This window comes from Nonomuraea sp. NPDC051298, assembly GCF_055586305.1.
The window spans coordinates 263,943-281,966 of sequence record NZ_JBVJIM010000002.1; the positions used below are offsets into that span (position 1 = coordinate 263,943).

Here is an 18,024-nt window from a genome sequence, read left to right on the forward strand (position 1 = left end):
CCGAGTAGAGCACCGGCCGGACCGCCCGTCCTATGCGCCCGATGTGAAATCCCGGTCAGCGGTTGTCCTGCCGGGCTTGTATATTCCTCCAAGTGCGCGTTTCCGACCTGCTGGCCATCGACGAGCTGCGCCTGACCCTGCTCACCGGCGACCCGGCCCGCGAGTTCGGCAGGGTCACCGTCACCGACCTGCCCGACCCAGGCCGCTACCTGAGCGGGGGCGAGCTGGTGCTGACCGGGCTGATGTGGTGGCAGGCGCCCGGCGACTCGGCCCGGTTCGTGTCCGCGCTGGCCGAGGCGGGGGTCGCCGCGCTCGGCGCCGGGCACGCGCGGCTCGGCCACGTGCCCGCCGACCTGGTGGCCGCCTGCCGGGCCGCGGGCCTGCCGCTGGTGGAGGTGCCGGTCGAGGTCTCCTTCAGCACGCTGGCCGAGCGGGTCGTGCGGCGGCTGTCCGGCGACGTACGCGACGCGCTCGGCCGCCACCGCCGGCTGGTCTCGGCCATCGCCGAGGGCGCCGACCTGCGCGAGCTGTTCGAGCTGACCGCCGCCGAGCTGGGCGTCACCGGCGCCGTCGTGTCCGCCTCCGGCGAGGTGATCGTGGGCGTGGCCGACGACCCGGTACGCCTGGCCACGGCCTATCTGACGGCGTCCCGGCTGCCGGTCAGGGTCGGCGGGCACACCGTCTTCGCGGTCGGGCGCGGCCACCGCGCCGCGGGCTGGGCACTGGCCTGCGACGGCGACCTCATCGACCGGGCCGACCTCGGCCACGAGCTGGCCGCCTGCGTGGGCCTCGAACGCACCCACATCGAGGAGGGCCGCCGGGTCGAGCGCCGCCTGGCCGAGCAGCTCGTCGTGGCCGCGCTGGCCGAGGCCGACGCCGCCGAGCTGAACGCCCGGCTGCTCACGTGCGGCATCGACGCGGTGGAGCCGTACGCGGTGGTGAGCGCCACCGCGCCCAGGCCGGGCGCCACCCGCGGCCCCGACCCCGCCACGCTCGGCGGCCAGGTCGTGGAAGAACTGCTCGGCCGCGAGATCGTGGCGGCGGCCGGCGCCGACGGCGCGGTGGCCGTGGTGCCGCTGCGCGAGCGCACCGCCGCCGAGCTGGCCGACCGGCTGCGGACCGGCGCCGGGGTGCTCGCCGCCCTGCCCGACGTCCGCCTGTGCGTGGGCCTCAGCGGCGCGCTGACCGGCGCCGCGGCCCTCAAGGGCGGTGTGGAGGAGGCCGGGCACGCCCGCCGCCTGGCCGAGGCCCGCGCCGGCGGGGTGGTGACCAGCGACGAGATCTACACCCACGCGCTGCTGCTGGCCACGGTGCCGGGCGACGTGCGCCGATCGTTCACCGCCCGGCTGCTCTCGCCGCTGCTCGACTACGACCGCAGGCACCAGTCGGAGCTGGTGCGCACGCTCGGGATCTTCCTCGACTGCGCCGGCTCCTGGAACGCCTGCGCCGAGCAGCTCCACGTGCACGTCAACACCGTGCGCTACCGGGTGCGCCGGATCGAGGAGCTGACCGGCAGAAACCTGTCCACGATGGCCGACCGGGTCGACTTCTTCCTGGCACTCAGGGATACCGGGACACCTCGTTGACCGCCTGTCGATCCCGCGCCTCCATCACGGCCGCCCGCTCCTCCGCCAGTCGCCGTTCCCAGCGGGCGTTGCCGAACCCGCCGACGGAGGCGCCCACCGTGATCCAGTGGAGGGCCCGGTCCTGGTCGCCCAGTTCCCGGAACGTTCGCGACAGCGCGATGAGGCAGCGCAACCGCGGGATCCCGTAGCCGGCCGCCGTGAGCAGCTCGTAGGCGTTCAGCAGGTGGGCCAGGGCCTGTTCGTGGTCGCCCTCGGCGAGGTGGCACTCGCCGACGGTCACCTGAATCTGCCCTTCGATGCCGCTGTCGCCGACCTCGTGGGCGTCGGCCAGCCCTTCGTGCAGGGGCTCGAGCGCCTCCCCTGGACGGCCTGAGCCCAGAAGAGCGCTGCCGATGCACATCTGTGCGTAGCGCACACCGACCCGCAGGTCGGCGTGCCTGGCAAAGGCGAGCTGGCGCTCGGCCCAAGGCAGCGCCTCCTCGAAGCGCTCGGCCGAGTTGTAGACGCTGGACAGGTTGCCGAGCGCGCGCATTTTCCCGAAAGTGTCACCGAGCCGCTCGGATATCTCCAGCGAGGCCCGGAGATGCTCGACGGCCTCGTCCGTACGCCGGTACATACGCAGGATATTGCCGACGTGACTGTGTGCGATCAATGCGCTCTTCTCATCCCCAAGCCGGCGGCTCGCCTGGAGCGCCTGAAGGTTGAGCTCGAGCTCCGTCGCCATCCGGTGGGCCCGGTCGTAGTGCCAGTGAAGGCCGAAGGCGATGTTGACGCCGAGTTCGGCGACGGCGTCATCGGGAGAGTTCATGGCTTGAACGGCGGCAGCCGCCAGGACCGCCTCCTCCTCGAACAACCAGGCGATCGCCTCTTCCCTGCCGGAGATCGCGTGCGGCACCGCATCGACCGGCGCCGCCTCCTGCGCGCGGTGCGGTTCGCTGACATGGCTCGCCAGCCGGGCGGAGGCGGCGAAATAGGACAGGGCGCGGACGAGTGCCTCGCGGCCGTCCTCCGCCCGGAGTTCCGCGGCGAAGAGGCGCACCAGGTCGTGTAGCTGGTAGCGTCCCGGCGCGCCACGCTCGAGCAGGTGGGCGTCCGCCAGCCGTTCCAGGGCCGCCTCGGCCTTCGCGGTCGGCTCCGCGAGCAGCGCGCCCGTCGCCTCCCCGGTCACCTCGGGCACGTGCAGGCGGCCGAGCAGCGCCAGGGTGCGCGCGGCCAGCCGATCCACCGGACGGGAGCCGCGTTCGAGCGCGGTGTGGCTGGCGGCCAGGCTGGAGTGCACGGCCAGGTCGCCCGCCGCCAGCTCGTGCAGGCGACGCCGCTCGTCGCTCAGACGCGCCGTCAGCGCCGACAGGCGCCAGCCGGGGCGGGCGGCCAGGCGGGCCCCAGCGATGCGCAGGGCCAGTGGGAGGCCGTCACACAGGCGCACCAGCCTGGCCGTCTCGTCCGCGTCGGCTGACACCCGTTCCGCGCCCGCGAGCTTGGCCAGCATCGTGGCCCCTTCTGAGAAGGACATCCTGCGCAGCTCCACCTCGAAGGCGTCCTCGCCCCAGATCATGCTCTCGCGGCTGGTCACCAGCAGGGCGCTGCCCAGCGGCACCGACAGCAGCGGCCGGATCTGCGCCAGGTCGGCGGCGTCGTCCAGGAGCGCCAGCACTCGCCGCTCGTGCAGCCGGGTGCGCCACATGGCCGCCGCCTCGTCCAGGTCGGTCGGGACCGCCTGGGGCGGCACGCCCAGGCCGCGCAGGAAACGCCCGAGCACGTCGAGCGCGGTGAGCGCGGACAACTCGGGGGTGGCGCCCCGGCAGTTGACGTAGAGCTGCCCGTCGGGGAAGCGGTCGCGTGCCTGGTGGGCGACATAGGCCGCCAGCGCCGACTTGCCCACCCCCGCCGCCCCGGAGACGACCACCAACGGGCCGGGAGAAGAGTCGTCCCACGGTGCCAGCCGTTCCTTGACCCTCATGCTTTCCTGCACCCTGCCCACGAACTCCACCAGGGGACGGGGCAACTGGTGCGGCACGTTCGCGACCGGTGCCGGCCCCACAGCGGCCGGTGACGTCCCGGCCTGTTCCGCGTCGGCGCGCAACACCATCTCGTGGCACCGGCGCAGACCTTCACCCGGGGAGACACCGAGCTCGTCGGCGAGCAGGACCCGGCACTGCTCGTAGACCTCCAGCGCCTCGGCCCGCAGTCCGGAGTGGAACAGCGACGCCATGAGCAGTTCGCGGATCCGTTCCCGCAGCGGATGACGCCGGACGAGGTCGCGTAGTTCGGCGGTGACCTCCTCGTGGCGCCCCAGCCGCAGCAGCCGGTCGGCGCGGCGCTCGGACGCGGCCAGCCACAGATCGTCCAGGCGGGCGCGTTCCGCCTCGGCGAAGGGCCCTGACAGGCCACTCAGCGCGGTGCCCTGCCACAGGGCCAGGGCCGCGTCGAGCCGGCGGGCCGCCTGCTGGTCATCCGCGTCGTGCTGGGACCGGTCGACCAGGTCGGCGAACAGCAACCCGTCGACGTGGGACGGCTCCACGCGTAAGACGTAGCCGGCCTTGGACCCGGTGAGATAGCGTGACGGCCGCCGGGGCCCGCGATCGGGCTCGAAGGCCCGGCGCAGGCCGGCGATGTAGGTGTAGACGCCCTGCTCGGCGTTGCGGGGGGCCGCCTCCCCCCAGATTCCGGCGACCAACCGGCTGATCGGCACGGGAACGGTGGCGGAGGTCGCGAGCATGGCCAGGACGATCTGCTGCTGGGGCGGGCCGGCCTCGATCGGCGAAGAGCCGCGGGCGGCCGTCACCGCGCCGAGAACGCGAACGGAGAGTTCTTCGCTCATACAGCCTCCGCGGAATCCCTCTGCCTGTGTGACCCAGGCAGATTAACGCTCTCCCGTGCGCGTCGAGGTCGTGGCGTTATGTAGAAGCGATGTAGAAGCCCTGCGCTAGGTTGTGGCCAGCGCAGGGCTTCGGGTTCTGGGGAGCCGGGCCGCGACACGGTCTGGGTGCGGAGCGCGTGTGCGGAAGGCCGGGGCCGTCGTCCTCTGTGCGGTGAGGATCATCCGGCTGATGGACCCTGCTCCCCTCCTGTCGGGATTTTGGCTAGCAGCAGAGAGTGTCGTCCAGACTCGTACTGGGGGAAGACGTAGTGGCACTCGCAGCCGTAGCATTACCTCCAGCGGTCACCGCGATTGCGATCACGGCGACCAGAGCAGACAGGGCAAGACGCATGCGCATGGGGTTCTCCCTCGCCTATGTGGGGTAGCTCGACGTATTTTCTCAGGGAGCGACGACTGTGACCACATCTGACCTGGTCGGACTCCGCATTAAGACGGTTCGGCGACAACGCGGCCTGTCGCAGGCACAGCTCGCCCATCCCGAATTGTCGGACAGTTACGTCTCGTTGATCGAGAGTGGCAAGCGTACCCCGACCCCTGCAGTTCTGGAGTTGCTGGCCCAGAAACTGGACTGTTCGCTGTCTTATCTGATCAACGGGGTGACCGCTGAGCAGATGGAGGACATCGAACTAGCCCTTGGTTACGCGCGGCTGGCCCTCGAGAACGGTGAGGTCCAAGAGGCCCGTACCCGCTACGCCGAGCTGCTGCAGAACAATAACCTGACAGGGCTCACCAGACTTCGTCAAGATGCCGAATTCGGACTCGCCCTCGCCACCGAGGCTTGCGGCGATCTCGACGAGGCGATCTCCATCCTGTCGCGGCTGCGCAACGAGGAACTGGCGCCCGAGCGAGGCATCGAGATCGCCATGGTGCTGTGCCGCGCCTATCGGGAGAGCGAGCGCCTGACCGAGGCCGTCGAGGTGGGCGAGGCGATGCTGATGGGCAGCGCCCGGCAGCCCTGGACCGATCAGCTCGTCGAGCTGGCCGCTACGTTGCTGGGCGCGTACATCCTGCGCGGCGACCTGCTGCGGGCTCGTCAGTTCGCGGCCGAGCTGCTCAACGCCGCCGACGCGCTCGGCACGCCGCGCTCGATCGTCGCCGCCAACTGGAACGCCTCCGCCGTCGCCCACGCCACCGGCCATACGGAGGAGGCGTTGTCCTTCGCCGAGCGGGCGATGGCGGTGCAGGTGGAGACCGGGCAGCCGCGTAGTGTCGCCAGGATGCGCCTGGCGATGCTGCAGAAGCGGCTCAGGGCCCGGCCGGCCGAGGCCGGCGCCATTCGCGAAGTGCTCCGGACGGCGGCGGAGGAGCTTGAGCAGACCTCCACCAGCATCCTCGACCGGGCCCGCGTCCACATCGAGCTGGCCTATGCCGAATACATGGCCGGCGACTACGACAAGGCCATCCAGCACGCCGTGATCGGCCGGAACCGGCTCCCCGCCTACGGTTACGTGCTGGGCGCGGAGGCCAAGCTCCTGCTCGGCACCGTCTACGGCGCCGTGGGCCGCTTCGACGAGGCGGCTGGGCACGTGGCGTCCGTGCGCGACTGGCTCGCGCCGCTGCCCGACTCCCGCCGCTCCGCCTCCACCTGGTACGCCACGGCCGAGACCATGGAGAGCCTCGGTGACTCCGACGGGGCCGTGGAGTCCTACCAGCGGGCGCTGGCCTGCGCCGGGCTGTAGCAGGACGGTTCGAGGAGCGGCGTCAGGACCGGGTGGTGTCGTCGGTAGCCTTGGGGGTGCCATGAACAGATCCCCGCTCGCGGCCCTCTCCGCGATCCTCGCCGCCGCCCTGCTCGTGTTCGGCACCGCCGCCCCCGCGCTGGCGCACGACACGCTCAAGAGCAGCAATCCGGCCAAGGGCGCCGAGGTCGAGTCTGTCGACGAGATCAGGCTCGAGTTCAGCGCCAAGGTGCGCATGCCGTTCGTCATCGTGCGGGGCGAGGGCGACGCCCAGCACCAGAGCGGGGAGCCGGAGGTGGACGGCGCGGTGGTCACGCAGGCGGTCGGCGGGCCGCTGCCCGACGGGAAGTACACGATCGCCTACCGCGTCGTCTCCTCCGACGGGCACCCGATCGAGGGGGAGATCCCGTTCCGGGTGAAGGGGGCGCCGTCGCCAGCTCCCAGCGCCTCGGAGGAGGCGGCGAGCGCGCCCGCGGCCGCGTCGGCGGCCCCGAGCGCGAGCGCGCCCGCTCCCTCGGGGAGTGAGGTCGCGGCCACCGACCAGGCGTCGGCCGAGGGCACGATGTTCCCGGTCTGGCTGATCATCGTCATCGGGGCGCTCGTCGGCATCGGCATCGGGTTCCTGCTCAGCGCGCGGAGGAAGCAGCCATGAGCCGGGCGGTGCGCCTCGCGCTCGGGGCCACGGCGGCGGCGGTCCTCGCCCTCGCGATCGGCATGATCGCGGGGGGCAGGGCGTTCCCCCGGATCATTCCGGGGCTGCCCGACTCCGGCGTGGTCGTCAGGTGGGGCCTGCCGGTGTCCAAGCTGCTCATGGACGCGGCCGGGGTGGTCACCGTCGGCCTGCTGCTGATGGCCGCCGCGCTGCTGCCCAACAACAAGGGCGTGCTGGGCAAGAACGCGCTCGACTACGTCAAGGCCGCCTCGTGGGCCGCGCTCGTGTGGGCCGGGGCGGCGTTCCTGGCCGTCGTGTTCGGCGCCGCCGACTCCATCGGCCGCACGGTGCCCCAGGTCCTCGAACGCGCCATCCTCACCAGCTACGCCACCCAGACCACGCAGGGCGTCGCGCTGACGCTCGTGGTGCTGTTCGGGGTGGCCATCGCGCTGTTCTCGCGTGGCGCCATCACGGCCGGGGCCGCGGCGGGGCTGCTGGTGTTCGCGCTGGTGACGCTGCTGCCCGTGCCGCTGACCGGGCACACCTCCTCCTCGCCCAACCACGGCCTGGCCACCTCGTCGGTGTCGCTGCACCTGCTCTCGCTCGCCCTGTGGGTGGGCGGTCTCGGCGTGCTGGCGCTGCACGCGCTGCGCCGCAGGGAGCAGCTCGAGGTGGCCGCGGCGCGGTTCTCGCGGATGGCGCTCTACTGCTACGCCGGGGTCGGGCTGTCGGGGGTGTTCGCCCTGGTCGCGCGGCTGGGTGGGGTCTCCGACCTGTGGAGCTCCGACTACGGCAGGCTCGCCGTGGCCAAGATCGTGGCGTTCGTGCTGCTCGGCTACGTGGGCTACTGGCACCGGCAGCGTACGCTGGCCGACCTGGAGGCGGGCAGGCCGCGGGCGTTCACCCGGCTGGCCGGTGGCGAGACGGTGCTCATGTTCGCCACCCTCGGCGTGGCCGTGGCACTCTCGCGCACGCCGCCGCCCGAGTTCAGCCTGCCCGCGGACCGGGCGTTCGAGCTGCTCGGCTTCCCGCTCCCGCCCGCGCTCACGATCGGCAACATCTTCTCCCTGTGGTGGCTCGACCTGTTCTTCGCCGTGGTGGCGGGGGCGCTGGGCGGGCTCTACGGACTCGGCGTCCTGCGCCTGCGGCGGCGCGGCGACCGCTGGCCGTGGGGGCGCACCGCCTCCTGGTACATCGGCGTCCTGCTGCTGGTGTTCTGCACGCAGAGCGGGCTGGCGCGCTACGCCAAGGTCATGTTCGACATCCACATGATCGAGCACATGATGCTGTCGATGGTGGTGCCGATCTTCCTCGTCCTCGGCGGGCCCGTCACCCTGGCCCTGCGCGCGCTCAAGCCCGCGGCCAAGAGGGGCGACAGGGGGCCGCGCGAGTGGATCACGACGATCCTGCACGGCCGGTTCACCAAGGTCGTCACGCATCCCGTGGTGGCGACCGCGATCTTCGTCGCCTCGACGTACGCGCTCTACTTCACGCCGCTGTTCGAGTCGGCGATGAACGAGCACCTCGGCCACATCTGGATGACCCTGCACTTCCTGATCAGCGGGTGCCTGTTCTTCTGGGTGATCATCGGGATCGACCCGGGGCCCAACCGGCTCCCGTACGTCGGGCGGCTGCTGATGCTCTTCGTCACCATGCCGTTCCACGCGTTCTTCGGCATCGCGCTGATGATGATGGGCTCGGTGATCGCCTCGGGCTGGTACGAGCAGCTCGGCCGCACCTGGGGCGACACGCTGCTGCAGACCCAGCGCGACGGCGGGGCCATCGCGTGGGGGTTCGGCGAGATCCCGACGCTCATCGTGCTGCTGGCCATCGCCGTGCAGTGGTACAGGGACGACGACCGGCAGGCGCGGCGGGCCGACCGCCGGGCCGACCGCGCCGGCGGCGGAGATCCGGCCCTCGACTCCTACAACGCCTACCTCGCCCGTCTCAACCGGGCCGACAAGGGCGAGTAGCCGTTCGGCCATGGCCTCCTTCCCTACCGCCGCAAGCCCCCGGGCCGCCAGGTACCCTTTCTTCCAGGGGAGACGGGTATAACCTCATCAGCCAGTGTGCGTGACCTTGAGGGGGGACGCGCACCTTGTGGAGGGGAGCGCCGGAGCGGGCATCGGTGCGGTGCCCGAGTGCTGAGAAAGGCGACAGTCCATTGGCGGAAGAGACACGGATGCGCGGCGGGCAGAGCCTGGCCGAGGCGCTTGAGACCTATCTGGCCGAGTGGTCCGAACGCACCGGCATAGCGGTCGAGACGTGGGCCCTACCCGCCACCGACGTGCCCTCACAGGTCTCGACCGGTGTCATGACCGCGATGCGCGAAGCCCTGTCCAACGTGGAGCTGCACAGCAGGGCGCAGACGGTGTCCATCGCGGTGACGACCGGCAGGAGCGGGTTGCGCCTCACGGTCAGCGACAACGGGCAGGGCTTTCCCACGGATCGGGCCGGGCGGGGGATCGCCAGGATGCGGGCCGCCTTCGCCGAGGTCGGGGGAAGCCTGTCGGTCAACAGCGTGAGCGGCGAGGGCACGACGGTCACCGGAGTGGTGCCGGGCTGACCGCGGGCGGCCTGGGGCGTCAGGGGAGGGTGAGGATCTCGCTGCCCGTCTCGGTGACCAGGATCGTGTGCTCGAACTGCGCCGTACGCTTGCGGTCCTTCGTCACCGCCGTCCACCTGTCGGGCCAGATCTCGTAGTCGATCGTGCCCAGCGTCAGCATCGGCTCGATCGTGAACGTCATCCCCGGCACCAGGTCGACCCGCAGCGACGGGTCGTCGTAGTGGGGCACCATGAGGCCGGAGTGGAAGCTCGTGCCGATGCCGTGGCCGGTGAAGTCGCGCACCACGCCGTAGTCGAAGCGCTTGGCGTACGCCTCGATCACCCGGCCCACCACGTTGAGCTGGCGGCCGGGGGCGACGGCCCTGATGGCGCGCATCGTCGCCTCGCGCGTGCGCTCGACCAGCAGCCGCGACTCCTCGTCGACCTCTCCGGCCAGGAACGTCGCGTCGGTGTCACCGTGGACGCCGCCGATGTAGGCGGTGATGTCGATGTTGACGATGTCGCCGTCGCGGAGCACGGTGTCGTCGGGGATGCCGTGGCAGATGACCTCGTTGATCGAGGTGCACAGCGACTTCGGATAGCCCTTGTAGCCCAGCGTGCTCGGGTAGGCGCCGTGGTCGATGAGGAACTCGTGGCCGATCCTGTCGAGCTCGTCGGTCGTGACACCCGGCCGGACGTGCCTGCCGACCTCTTCGAGCGCCTGCGCGGCGATGCGGCCCGCCACCCTCATGCGCTCGATGATCTCGGGGCTCTTCACGTCGGACTCGCCGGTCTTGGGGCGCTTCTTGCCGACGTACTCCGGCCGCTCGATGTGGGCGGGAACCTTTCGCATGGGCGAAACTCGCCCGGGCTGGAGCAGTGTCGTCATGAAACATGAGTCTACGGGGCAGAATTGACCCCGTGAGCGAAGGCCAGTGGTGGTTCTGTCTCAAGCACATGCGGGTCGAGCCCGACCAGGGTTGCCCCAACAAGGACCGGATGGGTCCCTACGCGTCCGAGCAGGAGGCGGCGGGAGCGCTGCAACGCGCCGCCGACCGCAACAAGGCGTGGGACGAGGCCGACCAGGACGACGAGTGACCGACGGTTGATCACGGTGGCCGCGGCCGCCGGGTGTGACGGCCAGGTCGCGGCCCGGTCACGGTGCGGGCCGGTGGGTGGGTCTCTTCGGTGCGCCCGCCGCCCGGGCCAGCTTGACCAGGGCCGTGATGCCGATCGCCGCCCATATCAGGTTGAGCGCGGCTGACGGCCAGGCGGCGCTGTAGGCGCTGTTGACCATCAGGCCGACCGAGCCGGTCAGGTTGAGCACCTGGTACGCCGTCCCGTCCCCCGACAAGCGCGACGACGAGACGAGGGCGTACCCGACCAGCAGCACGGCCGCGCCGGCCCAGCCGGCGGCGGCGAGCAGGAGATCCATGGGCCATATTGTCCGGACTCAGGCTTGTGAAGCACAAATAAAGGTTGCTAAAGGTGGGCGTAAGCTGATCTGCATGGACATCGACCCCCGGCGGCTTCGGGTCCTGCACGAGGTCGCCAGGCGCGGTGGCGTCATGCGGGCCGCCGAGGCGCTCCACCTGACCCCCTCCGCCGTCTCCCAGCAGCTCGCCCAGCTCGAACGCGAGGTCGGGCTCGCCCTCATCGACCGTTCCCAGCGCAGCGTGTCGCTCACTCCGGCGGGACGGGTGCTGGCCGGGTACGCCGAGCGGGTGGAGGAGGAGCTGATCGAGGCCAAGCGGGAGCTGACCCGCTTCACCGAACGCCTGGCCGGGCCGGTGCGCATCGCGGCCTTCCCCACCGTGATCAAGCACATGCTGGTGCCCGCCCTGAGCGACCTGGCCGTACGCCATCCCAGGATCACGCCGACCATCCACGAGATCTACGGGCACCCGGCGCTGCAGGAGCTGCGGATGGGCGCGGTCGACGTGCTCATCACCGAGCAGGACATGAGCCTGCCCGGCCTCTCGCAACCGTCGCTGAGCACCCGCCTGCTGTACGTGGACGAGTACCGCATCGTGGTCCCGCCCGCCTGGCCCGACCCGCCGTCCACGGTCGCCGACCTCATCCGGCTGCCCTGGGTCGCGGGCGAGCCGACCCAGGCGTGCGGGCAGGCGCTGGAGCGGCTGGCGGGGCTGCACGGGTTCGAGCCGCGCAAGGTGCACGTCATCGCCGAGTTCGGGCCGACGCTGGCGCTGGTGGCGGCCGGGCACGGCGTGGCGATCGTGCCCGCCCTGGCGTTGCTGGACGTCCCCGAGGGCGAGGTGCTGGTCAGCGAGGTACGTGACGTGGGCGCGCGCAGGCTGGACGCCGTCACCCGGGTGAGCCGTACGCGGTCGGGTGAGCCGGATCCGGTGCAGGCCGTGGTGATCGGCGCCATCGAGGAGGCCACGGCGGCGCTGGAGGCGTCGCTGCGCGGGCGCATCGGAGAGCGGACGGCCTCCTGACCGTGAGTCTCCCGTCAAGCTCCCGCCGGGGGCGGGCGGATGTCAGTCGGCGAGCTGGGGGCCGCTGACCTTCTCCAGCAGGCGGGCCAGGCGTTCGCGCAGGCCGGGCCGTTGGATCAGCTCTCCGGCCGCCGCGCTCACGAGGTGCTGCGCGCCGTCGAACGTCACCGGCCCGGCACTCGGCACCGCGATCGCGTCGTGGGCCAGCCCGGACAGCTCCGGGTCGCCGCCCTCGATCGCCAGGATCGTCGCCCCCGTGCGCCGCGCGTCGTCCACGCGTTCCAGCAGCGGGACCGGCGCCTGCCGCTCCGAGACCACGAACAACGTCTCCCCGCGCGCCGCCCGCTCCAGGCGTTCGAGGCCGACGCGCAGGTGGGCGGGTGCGCCGGGGGGCGGGGCCCAGCGGACCAGGGTCGGGGTGAGCTGGGCCAGGCCGGAGAACCTGGCCTCGTCGGCGAGGTGGGCGGTCAGGTGCCAGGGCTCGTCGTCGGGGGTGCCCACCAGCAGCAGGCCGCCGGGGGATCGGGTGGCGCGCAGGGCCAGGCCCAGCTCGCGCGTGCGTTCCAGCCAGCCGGTCTCCGACAGTAGCTCACGCAGCAGGGCGACCGATCCTGAGTCCATGCCCTCCATGGTGCCCGACGGGCCCGCGCGGGGTGGCTGATTCCCGGGTGCTGGTTGACACGGCGGGTGTTTCTCCGTCATTTCGGGCCTTGACATCGAGTTACCCACGGGTAACGATCGGGCTCGCGGCGCCGCCGTCCCAGTGGTGATCCTCACGGAGAGGGGCGGCACATGACCTTACGTGTGCGCGTCAGCATGTCCTTGATCCTGTTATCGATCATGTCGCTCATCGCGGCCCCGGCCCGCGCCGCGGCCCCAGGAGACGTGGTCTCCGCCCAGCCCACCACCGTCTACCTGCTGCCGGGCAAGCTGCTCGAAGTCCCGGTGAACGCCTGGCACCTGCGCTACACCTCCACCTCCGCCACCGGTTCGCCCAACACGGTCTCCGGCACACTGCTCGTCCCCAAGGCCGGCTACCCGCTCGGCGCGCGCCCGATCATCGGGTACGCCGTCGGCACCCACGGGCTCGGCGACCAGTGCGCGCCCTCGGTCAGCATGAGCCAGGGCCGTGAGGCCGAGCTGGCGCTGGTCAGCCTGTTCCTGCTCAAGGGGTTCGCGGTCGCGGTGACCGACTACGAAGGGCTCGGCACGCCGGGGACGCACACGTACATGGCGGGGGTCTCGCAGGGGCAGGCCGTGCTCGACTCGATCAGGGCGGCCACCCGGGTCTCCGGCGCCGGGCTGTCCGGTCAGGCGCCCGTCGGGATCATGGGGTACTCGCAGGGTGGCGCGTCGGCCGCCTGGGCCGCCCAGCTCCAGCCCACGTACGCGCCCGAGCTGCGGCTGCGCGGCGTGGCCGCGGGCGGCGTGCCGGCCGACCTGGGGGCCGTCGCGCGGCACCTGGACGGCGGCGCGGACTTCGGCCTGGCGGCGGCCGCCGGGATAGGGCTCGACGCCGCCTACCCCGAGCTGGACCTGGAGGCCGACCTCAACGACCGGGGCCGCGCCCTGCTGGCCGACGCCGCCGACGACTGCCTGGGCGACCTGGGCAAGCTCGCCGGGCTCCGGTTCGCCGACCTGAGCCCGATCGACCTGCTCGACCAGCCCAAGTGGCTGGCCCGGCTGGCCGAGAACCGGCTCGGGGCCGTCGCGCCGCGCGTGCCGATGTTCCTGTACCACGCGCGCGGCGACCAGACCATCCCGCTCGCGGTGGGCTCCACCTTGCGCTCGGAGTACTGCCGGGCCGGGGTGAACGCCCGCTGGACCGCTCTGCCCGCGCCCGACCACGTCACGGGGGCCGTCGAGGGCGGGCCGCTGGCCATCGAGTGGCTGGCCCTGCGGATCCTCGGGCTGCCCGCCTTCGGAAACTGCTAGGCCAACCGCCGCCGACACCGATCCCGGCCGCGCCGTCGGCCGGGATCGGGTGTCCAGAAGGGGCAGGGCGGGGTGGGCGCCCGGCCAGTGGGGCGGGCCTGACATGATCGGGCTATGACAGACGTGAACGGGCTTTCCATCGGCATCCTCGGCGGCACCGGTGACCAGGGGAAGGGGCTGGCACGGAGGTTCGCGCTGGCCGGGCATCCGGTGTTCATCGGCTCGCGCAGCGCCCAGCGGGCCCAGGACGCGGCCGACTCCATCGGGGCGAGCGCGACGGGCGGCGAGAACGCCGACGTGGCGGCGCGGGCCGACATCGTGATCGTGGCGGTGCCGTACGAGGGGCACAAGGCCCTGCTGGAGTCCCTGCGCGGCGAACTGGCCGGGAAGATCGTGGTCGACTGCGTCAACCCGCTCGGGTTCGACAAGCAGGGCGCCTACGCGCTGCCGGTCGAGGAGGGCAGCGCCGCCCAGCAGGCCGCGGCCGTACTGCCGGACAGCCGGGTGGTGGCGGCCTTCCACCACGTGTCGGCCGTGGTGTTGATGGATCCGGCCGTGGGCAAGGTCGACCTCGACGTGCTGGTGCTCGGCGACGACCGCGAGGCCACGGACACCGTGCAGGCGCTGGCCGGGGTCATTCCGGGGGTGCGGGGGGTGTACGGCGGGCGGTTGCGCAACGCCCACCAGGTCGAAGCGCTGACCGCCAACCTCATCTCGGTGAACCGGCGTTACAAGGCCCACGCCGGGCTGCGCGTCACCGACATCTGACCGGAACGGCCGCAGGCTACAGCCAGCCGGCGTCCTCGGCGATGCGGATGGCGTCGATCTTGTTGCGGGCCCCGGTCTTCGCGATCGCCCCGGTCAGATAGTTGCTCACCGTGCCGGGGGAGAGGTGCAGGCGGGCGGCGATCTCCTTGGCGGAGGCGCCCCTGGCCGTCTCCCTGAGGACGGTCGACTCCCTGGCCGTCAGCGGGCTCTCGCCGTACTCCATGGCCGAGGAGACCAGCTCCGCGTCCAGGACGCGCAGCCCGGCGGCCGTACGCCTGATCGACTCGGCCAGCCGGTCACCGGGCGCGTCCTTGACCAGGAACGCCTCGATCCCGGCGGCCAGCGCCCTGCGGACGTGGCCCGGCTGCCCCATCGCCGTGAGCACCAGGATCCGGCAGGCGGGCAGGCGCTCGCGCAGCGTGGCGGCGGCGGTGATGCCGTCGACGACCGGGAGGTCGATGTCCACGACCGCCACGTCGGGCCGGACCCGCAGCGCCTCGGGCACGATCTCGTCGCCTCGGGTGACCTCGGCGACCACCTCGATGTCGGGTTCGAGGCGCAGCAGGGCGGTGAGGGCGGCGCGGATCATGTGCATGTCCTCGGCGAGCAGCACTCTGATCACGACGTCTCCCCGCGCGCCGTCCCGGGCCGGCGACGCGGCCGTCCCCTGGTTGTCACGCGGCCGCTTCCACCGCCAGGACGAACGGGTGTCACGTGGTGACCTCCACCGCCAGGAGGAAACCGCCCGTGCCGGTCGGGGCGGCCGTGCAGGAGCCCTCTGCCTGGGCGGCGCGTTCGCCGAGGCCAATGAGGCCGCCTCCCGCGCGCCCTCCCGTGTCGCCGGAGTCGCCAGGGTCGCCGGAGGCGGGCACGCCGTCGTTGGCGAGTTCGAGCCGCAGCGCCCCGTCGCGCAGCGACGTGGTGATCGTGCAGGTCGTGGCCCGGCTGTGGCGCAGCACGTTGGTGACCCCCTCGCGTACGGCCCAGGCCAGCGCCTCCTCCGAACGTCTCGGCAGCGGCACGTCGGCCAGGTGCGTCTGGACGCCCACCCCCGACGACTCCAGCAGCGCCACCGCCCGGTTCACCTCGCCGGCCAGCGACAACGCGCGGTAGCCCCTGGCCACCTGGCGTACGTCCTGGGCCGCCTCCCTGGCGACCAGCACCAGCTCACCCACCTCCGTACGGGCCGCGCCGGGGTCGCGGTCCATGAGGCGGGCGGCCAGGTCGCCCTTGAGCGCGATCGCGGTGAGGCTGCGGCCCAGGCCGTCGTGCAGGTCGCGGGAGATCCGCAGCCGCTCCTTGAGCACGGCGGCGTCCGCCAGCTCGGCCCTGGCCTGCTCCAACTCGGTCGCGACGCGGGCGAACCGGACCAGCGCGTACGTCATGGCGCCCGTCGCCGGCACCGTCATCACGTAGAAGAGGGTGATGACGACCCAGCCCCAGCCCACCCACATCGCGTTCGCCTCGTAGACCATCATCAGGCCCACCAGCGTCCAGCCCCAGAGCCGCGGCAGGAACACCAGCAGCGTCCCGGCCAGCATCGGGGCGGCGACCGCGGACATGCCGCCGGGCAGCAGCACGTCGGGCAGATAGGTGATGACCGCCTGCAGCACCAGCGTCAGGGGGAAACCGCGCGGACGCTCCCCGCGCATGGCGGCCCGGGTGTTCACGTGGTGGGTGGCCACCACGCCGCACGTCGCCAGCGTGGCCACCAGGCCGAATGAGACCCCGTGCACGAAGTAGAGCAGTGCGATCATCGTGTAGCCGCAGGAGACGGCCGTGACGAGGCCGCTCGCGAGCCGTTGCGCGGAGGAGACCACGACGATGATTATCTCCTGTTCCTCCTGGACCGTCCCTGTTCGGCGGCAGGGCGCGGCGGGCGGGTCATGAGCGGCGCGGCTCCCAGCGGAACCACAGGCGGACGGCGGCCAGGCCGACGACCGTCCAGCCGGCCAGGACCAGGAACGGCCCGGCCAGGTCGCCGGTCCTGACGGCGTCCACCACGGCGGTGGTGGGCAGCAGGTCGAGGGCCTGCCCGAGCCGATCGGGCAGCGGGATCGGGCCCATCGCCCCCGCCGAGACCCCGGCCAGCAGGAAGACGGGCATGCTGAAGGGGGCGGCCAGCTCGGCACGCGGGACGGCGGCCGAGTACGCGGCCCCGAGCAGGGACAGGACGAGCGAGCCCGCGACCGTGACGGCGGCGAACCCCAGCGGGTCAGCAGGCAACGGGACGCCGGCGAGCACCCGCACCGCCACCGTGCACAGCACGATCATGGCCATGGCCTGGGTGGCCGTGCCGGCGATCTGGCCCAGCAGGATCTGGCCGTCCGTGAGGCTGGTCGAGCGCAGGCGCTTGAGGACGAGCTGGTCGCGGCGGGCGGTCAGGGTCACGGTGATGTTCATGAACGCGGTGATCGACAGCAGCAGCGCGAGCATGCCCTGGAAGATCGTGGTGGCGGCGGCGACGCCCTCGGGCACGACGTGCCGCATGAGCACGGGGATCCCGACGGCCAGGCCGACCGGCGTGACCACCGAGCCGAACACCATGGCCTTGTCCTGCAAGAACAGCCGGGCGCCGAGCCGGTACGCGGCGGTCAGGCTCATCGGGCCTCCTCCGACGATCCGGCGCTCTCCAGGAACAACTCCTCCAGGGTGGCGGCGCGGACCTCCAGCCCCTCGAGGCGCAGGCCACGCTCGGCCGCCCAGGTCAGCAGCCTCTGCGAGGCGAGGTCGGGGTCGTCGGTACGGCACACGGCCAGCCCGTCCGCCACCGTGACCGGCAGCGGCAGGTCCCCGGCGGCCACGTGCGCGGGCAGCGGGAACGACACCCTTCCGCCGCGCGCGGCCAGCGTCTCCGCCATACCGCCCGAGGCCACGAGGCGGCCCTCGTCCATGATCGCCATCGCGGAGGCCAGGCGCTGCGCCTCCTCCAGGTAGTGCGTGGTGAGCAGGATCGTGGTGCCCTGCCCGGCCAGGCCGCGGACGACCTCCCAGGTGGCGGCGCGGGCCTGCGGGTCCAGGCCGGTGGTGGGCTCGTCGAGGAACAGCACGCGGGGGCGGCCCAGCAGGGCCAGCGCCAGGTCGAGCCGGCGCTTCTCGCCGCCGGAGAGCTGCCGGACCCGGGTGCCGGCCCTGGCCGTCAGCCCGGCGAGTTCGAGGGCCTCGTCGCGGGGCCGGGGGGCGGCGGTGAAGCCGCGCCAGACGTCGACGGTCCTGGCGACCGTCAGGTCAGGGAAGAGCCCGGCCTCCTGGAGCATGACGCCGGTGCGCGCGCGTACGGCCGCGCGGTCGGCCCAGGGGTCGAGCCCGAGCACGCGCACGCTGCCGCCGTCGGGCCGCAGGAACCCGGCCAGCGTCTCGACCGTGGTGGTCTTGCCCGCGCCGTTCCTGCCCAGCAGCGCGAAGATCTCCCCCTCGGCCACCTCGAACGAGATGCCCCGCACCGCCTCGAACCCCCGAAGGCTCTTGCGGAGCCCGTGTACGTCGATCGCTGTCATGCGCTCCACTGTCGCGGCGCTC

Annotated in this window: 17 protein-coding genes; 9 read left to right on the plus strand and 8 right to left on the minus strand. The window is 72.3% G+C overall.

What is annotated here, in order from left to right; translation table 11 throughout:
• Window positions 1–92: 92 nt before the first annotated feature.
• On the plus strand, window positions 93–1,586 hold the full coding sequence (locus ACZ6S0_RS06285; protein ID WP_465913834.1) for a PucR family transcriptional regulator: 1,494 nt from the start codon (window positions 93–95) through the stop codon (window positions 1,584–1,586).
• Here the strand turns inward: ACZ6S0_RS06285 and ACZ6S0_RS06290 are convergent.
• Window positions 1,561–4,407, minus strand: a complete 2,847-nt coding sequence (locus tag ACZ6S0_RS06290) for an AfsR/SARP family transcriptional regulator (RefSeq protein WP_465913836.1) — start codon at window positions 4,405–4,407, stop codon at window positions 1,561–1,563. The two genes, ACZ6S0_RS06285 and ACZ6S0_RS06290, sit on opposite strands and share 26 nt — an antisense overlap.
• Window positions 4,408–4,862: 455 nt before the next feature.
• On the opposite strand from ACZ6S0_RS06290, the gene ACZ6S0_RS06295 reads away from it, so the two are divergent.
• From ACZ6S0_RS06295 to ACZ6S0_RS06310, 4 genes are all read left to right on the plus strand, one after another.
• Window positions 4,863–6,146, plus strand: coding sequence for a helix-turn-helix domain-containing protein (locus ACZ6S0_RS06295; protein ID WP_465913837.1), 1,284 nt, complete (start codon window positions 4,863–4,865; stop codon window positions 6,144–6,146).
• 61 nt (window positions 6,147–6,207) lie between these two features.
• Window positions 6,208–6,798 carry a copper resistance CopC family protein gene (locus tag ACZ6S0_RS06300; protein WP_465913840.1) on the plus strand — a complete coding sequence of 197 codons (591 nt, stop codon included), beginning with the start codon at window positions 6,208–6,210 and terminating at the stop codon, window positions 6,796–6,798.
• A complete protein-coding gene (locus ACZ6S0_RS06305) occupies window positions 6,795–8,771 on the plus strand; it encodes a bifunctional copper resistance protein CopD/cytochrome c oxidase assembly protein (RefSeq protein ID WP_465913842.1) in 1,977 nt (658 codons plus the stop codon). The genes ACZ6S0_RS06300 and ACZ6S0_RS06305 overlap by 4 nt, the downstream gene beginning before the upstream one ends.
• 209 nt (window positions 8,772–8,980) lie before the next feature.
• Window positions 8,981–9,364: a sensor histidine kinase gene (locus ACZ6S0_RS06310; protein ID WP_465913844.1), complete on the plus strand. Its 384-nt coding sequence runs from the start codon at window positions 8,981–8,983 to the stop codon at window positions 9,362–9,364.
• A 19-nt stretch (window positions 9,365–9,383) separates the two neighbouring features.
• On the opposite strand, the gene map is transcribed toward ACZ6S0_RS06310, so the two are convergent.
• Entirely contained in the window at window positions 9,384–10,232 is an 849-nt protein-coding gene (gene map / locus ACZ6S0_RS06315) for a type I methionyl aminopeptidase (RefSeq protein WP_465913846.1), read from the minus strand.
• 5 nt (window positions 10,233–10,237) lie between these two features.
• Between map and ACZ6S0_RS06320 the strand changes: the two genes are divergently transcribed.
• Window positions 10,238–10,441: a hypothetical protein gene (locus ACZ6S0_RS06320; RefSeq protein WP_465913847.1), complete on the plus strand. Its 204-nt coding sequence runs from the start codon at window positions 10,238–10,240 to the stop codon at window positions 10,439–10,441.
• A gap of 58 nt (window positions 10,442–10,499) precedes the next feature.
• Here the strand turns inward: ACZ6S0_RS06320 and ACZ6S0_RS06325 are convergent, their stop codons facing one another.
• A complete protein-coding gene (locus tag ACZ6S0_RS06325; RefSeq protein WP_465913849.1) occupies window positions 10,500–10,778 on the minus strand; it encodes a CBU_0592 family membrane protein in 279 nt (92 codons plus the stop codon).
• Window positions 10,779–10,851: 73 nt separating this feature from the next.
• Here ACZ6S0_RS06325 and ACZ6S0_RS06330 point away from each other — a divergent pair, with 73 nt between their 5' ends.
• The gene (locus tag ACZ6S0_RS06330; protein WP_465913851.1) at window positions 10,852–11,802 is read left to right on the plus strand and encodes a LysR family transcriptional regulator; all 951 of its coding nucleotides are present in this window, start codon (window positions 10,852–10,854) and stop codon (window positions 11,800–11,802) included.
• Window positions 11,803–11,844: 42 nt separating this feature from the next.
• Here ACZ6S0_RS06330 and ACZ6S0_RS06335 read toward each other — a convergent pair whose 3' ends face one another.
• Window positions 11,845–12,423 carry a hypothetical protein gene (locus tag ACZ6S0_RS06335; protein ID WP_465913853.1) on the minus strand — a complete coding sequence of 193 codons (579 nt, stop codon included), beginning with the start codon at window positions 12,421–12,423 and terminating at the stop codon, window positions 11,845–11,847.
• A gap of 171 nt (window positions 12,424–12,594) precedes the next feature.
• Between ACZ6S0_RS06335 and ACZ6S0_RS06340 the strand changes: the two genes are divergently transcribed.
• Both ACZ6S0_RS06340 and npdG read left to right on the plus strand, forming a co-directional pair.
• Window positions 12,595–13,737, plus strand: a complete 1,143-nt coding sequence (locus tag ACZ6S0_RS06340; RefSeq protein WP_465913854.1) for a lipase family protein — start codon at window positions 12,595–12,597, stop codon at window positions 13,735–13,737.
• A 114-nt stretch (window positions 13,738–13,851) separates the two neighbouring features.
• Window positions 13,852–14,505, plus strand: coding sequence for an NADPH-dependent F420 reductase (npdG, locus tag ACZ6S0_RS06345; RefSeq protein WP_465913855.1), 654 nt, complete (start codon window positions 13,852–13,854; stop codon window positions 14,503–14,505).
• Between the two features lie 16 nt (window positions 14,506–14,521).
• On the opposite strand, the gene ACZ6S0_RS06350 is transcribed toward npdG, so the two are convergent.
• The 4 genes from ACZ6S0_RS06350 to ACZ6S0_RS06365 all read right to left on the minus strand — a co-directional run bounded on the left by ACZ6S0_RS06350 (window position 14,522) and on the right by ACZ6S0_RS06365 (window position 18,002).
• On the minus strand, window positions 14,522–15,127 hold the full coding sequence (locus ACZ6S0_RS06350; RefSeq protein ID WP_465913856.1) for a response regulator transcription factor: 606 nt from the start codon (window positions 15,125–15,127) through the stop codon (window positions 14,522–14,524).
• A gap of 88 nt (window positions 15,128–15,215) precedes the next feature.
• The gene (locus ACZ6S0_RS06355; RefSeq protein WP_465913858.1) at window positions 15,216–16,325 is read right to left on the minus strand and encodes a sensor histidine kinase; all 1,110 of its coding nucleotides are present in this window, start codon (window positions 16,323–16,325) and stop codon (window positions 15,216–15,218) included.
• Between the two features lie 64 nt (window positions 16,326–16,389).
• A complete protein-coding gene (locus tag ACZ6S0_RS06360; protein ID WP_465913859.1) occupies window positions 16,390–17,109 on the minus strand; it encodes an ABC transporter permease in 720 nt (239 codons plus the stop codon).
• Window positions 17,106–18,002 (minus strand): ABC transporter ATP-binding protein, encoded by an 897-nt coding sequence (locus ACZ6S0_RS06365; protein ID WP_465913861.1) that lies wholly within the window; start codon window positions 18,000–18,002, stop codon window positions 17,106–17,108. The genes ACZ6S0_RS06360 and ACZ6S0_RS06365 overlap by 4 nt, the downstream gene beginning before the upstream one ends.
• Window positions 18,003–18,024: the final 22 nt, after the last annotated feature.

Coding starts and splice junctions, on each gene's coding strand:
- ACZ6S0_RS06290 (WP_465913836.1), bottom strand. CDS start 4,407: ATGAGCGAAGAACTCTCCGTTCGCGTTCTCGGCGCGGTGACGGCCGCC.
- ACZ6S0_RS06300 (WP_465913840.1), top strand. CDS start 6,208: ATGAACAGATCCCCGCTCGCGGCCCTCTCCGCGATCCTCGCCGCCGCC.
- ACZ6S0_RS06305 (WP_465913842.1), top strand. CDS start 6,795: ATGAGCCGGGCGGTGCGCCTCGCGCTCGGGGCCACGGCGGCGGCGGTC.
- ACZ6S0_RS06310 (WP_465913844.1), top strand. CDS start 8,981: ATGCGCGGCGGGCAGAGCCTGGCCGAGGCGCTTGAGACCTATCTGGCC.
- map (WP_465913846.1), bottom strand. CDS start 10,232: ATGACGACACTGCTCCAGCCCGGGCGAGTTTCGCCCATGCGAAAGGTT.
- ACZ6S0_RS06320 (WP_465913847.1), top strand. CDS start 10,238: ATGAGTCTACGGGGCAGAATTGACCCCGTGAGCGAAGGCCAGTGGTGG.
- ACZ6S0_RS06325 (WP_465913849.1), bottom strand. CDS start 10,778: ATGGATCTCCTGCTCGCCGCCGCCGGCTGGGCCGGCGCGGCCGTGCTG.
- ACZ6S0_RS06330 (WP_465913851.1), top strand. CDS start 10,852: ATGGACATCGACCCCCGGCGGCTTCGGGTCCTGCACGAGGTCGCCAGG.
- ACZ6S0_RS06335 (WP_465913853.1), bottom strand. CDS start 12,423: ATGGACTCAGGATCGGTCGCCCTGCTGCGTGAGCTACTGTCGGAGACC.
- ACZ6S0_RS06340 (WP_465913854.1), top strand. CDS start 12,595: ATGACCTTACGTGTGCGCGTCAGCATGTCCTTGATCCTGTTATCGATC.
- npdG (WP_465913855.1), top strand. CDS start 13,852: ATGACAGACGTGAACGGGCTTTCCATCGGCATCCTCGGCGGCACCGGT.
- ACZ6S0_RS06360 (WP_465913859.1), bottom strand. CDS start 17,109: ATGAGCCTGACCGCCGCGTACCGGCTCGGCGCCCGGCTGTTCTTGCAG.
- ACZ6S0_RS06365 (WP_465913861.1), bottom strand. CDS start 18,002: ATGACAGCGATCGACGTACACGGGCTCCGCAAGAGCCTTCGGGGGTTC.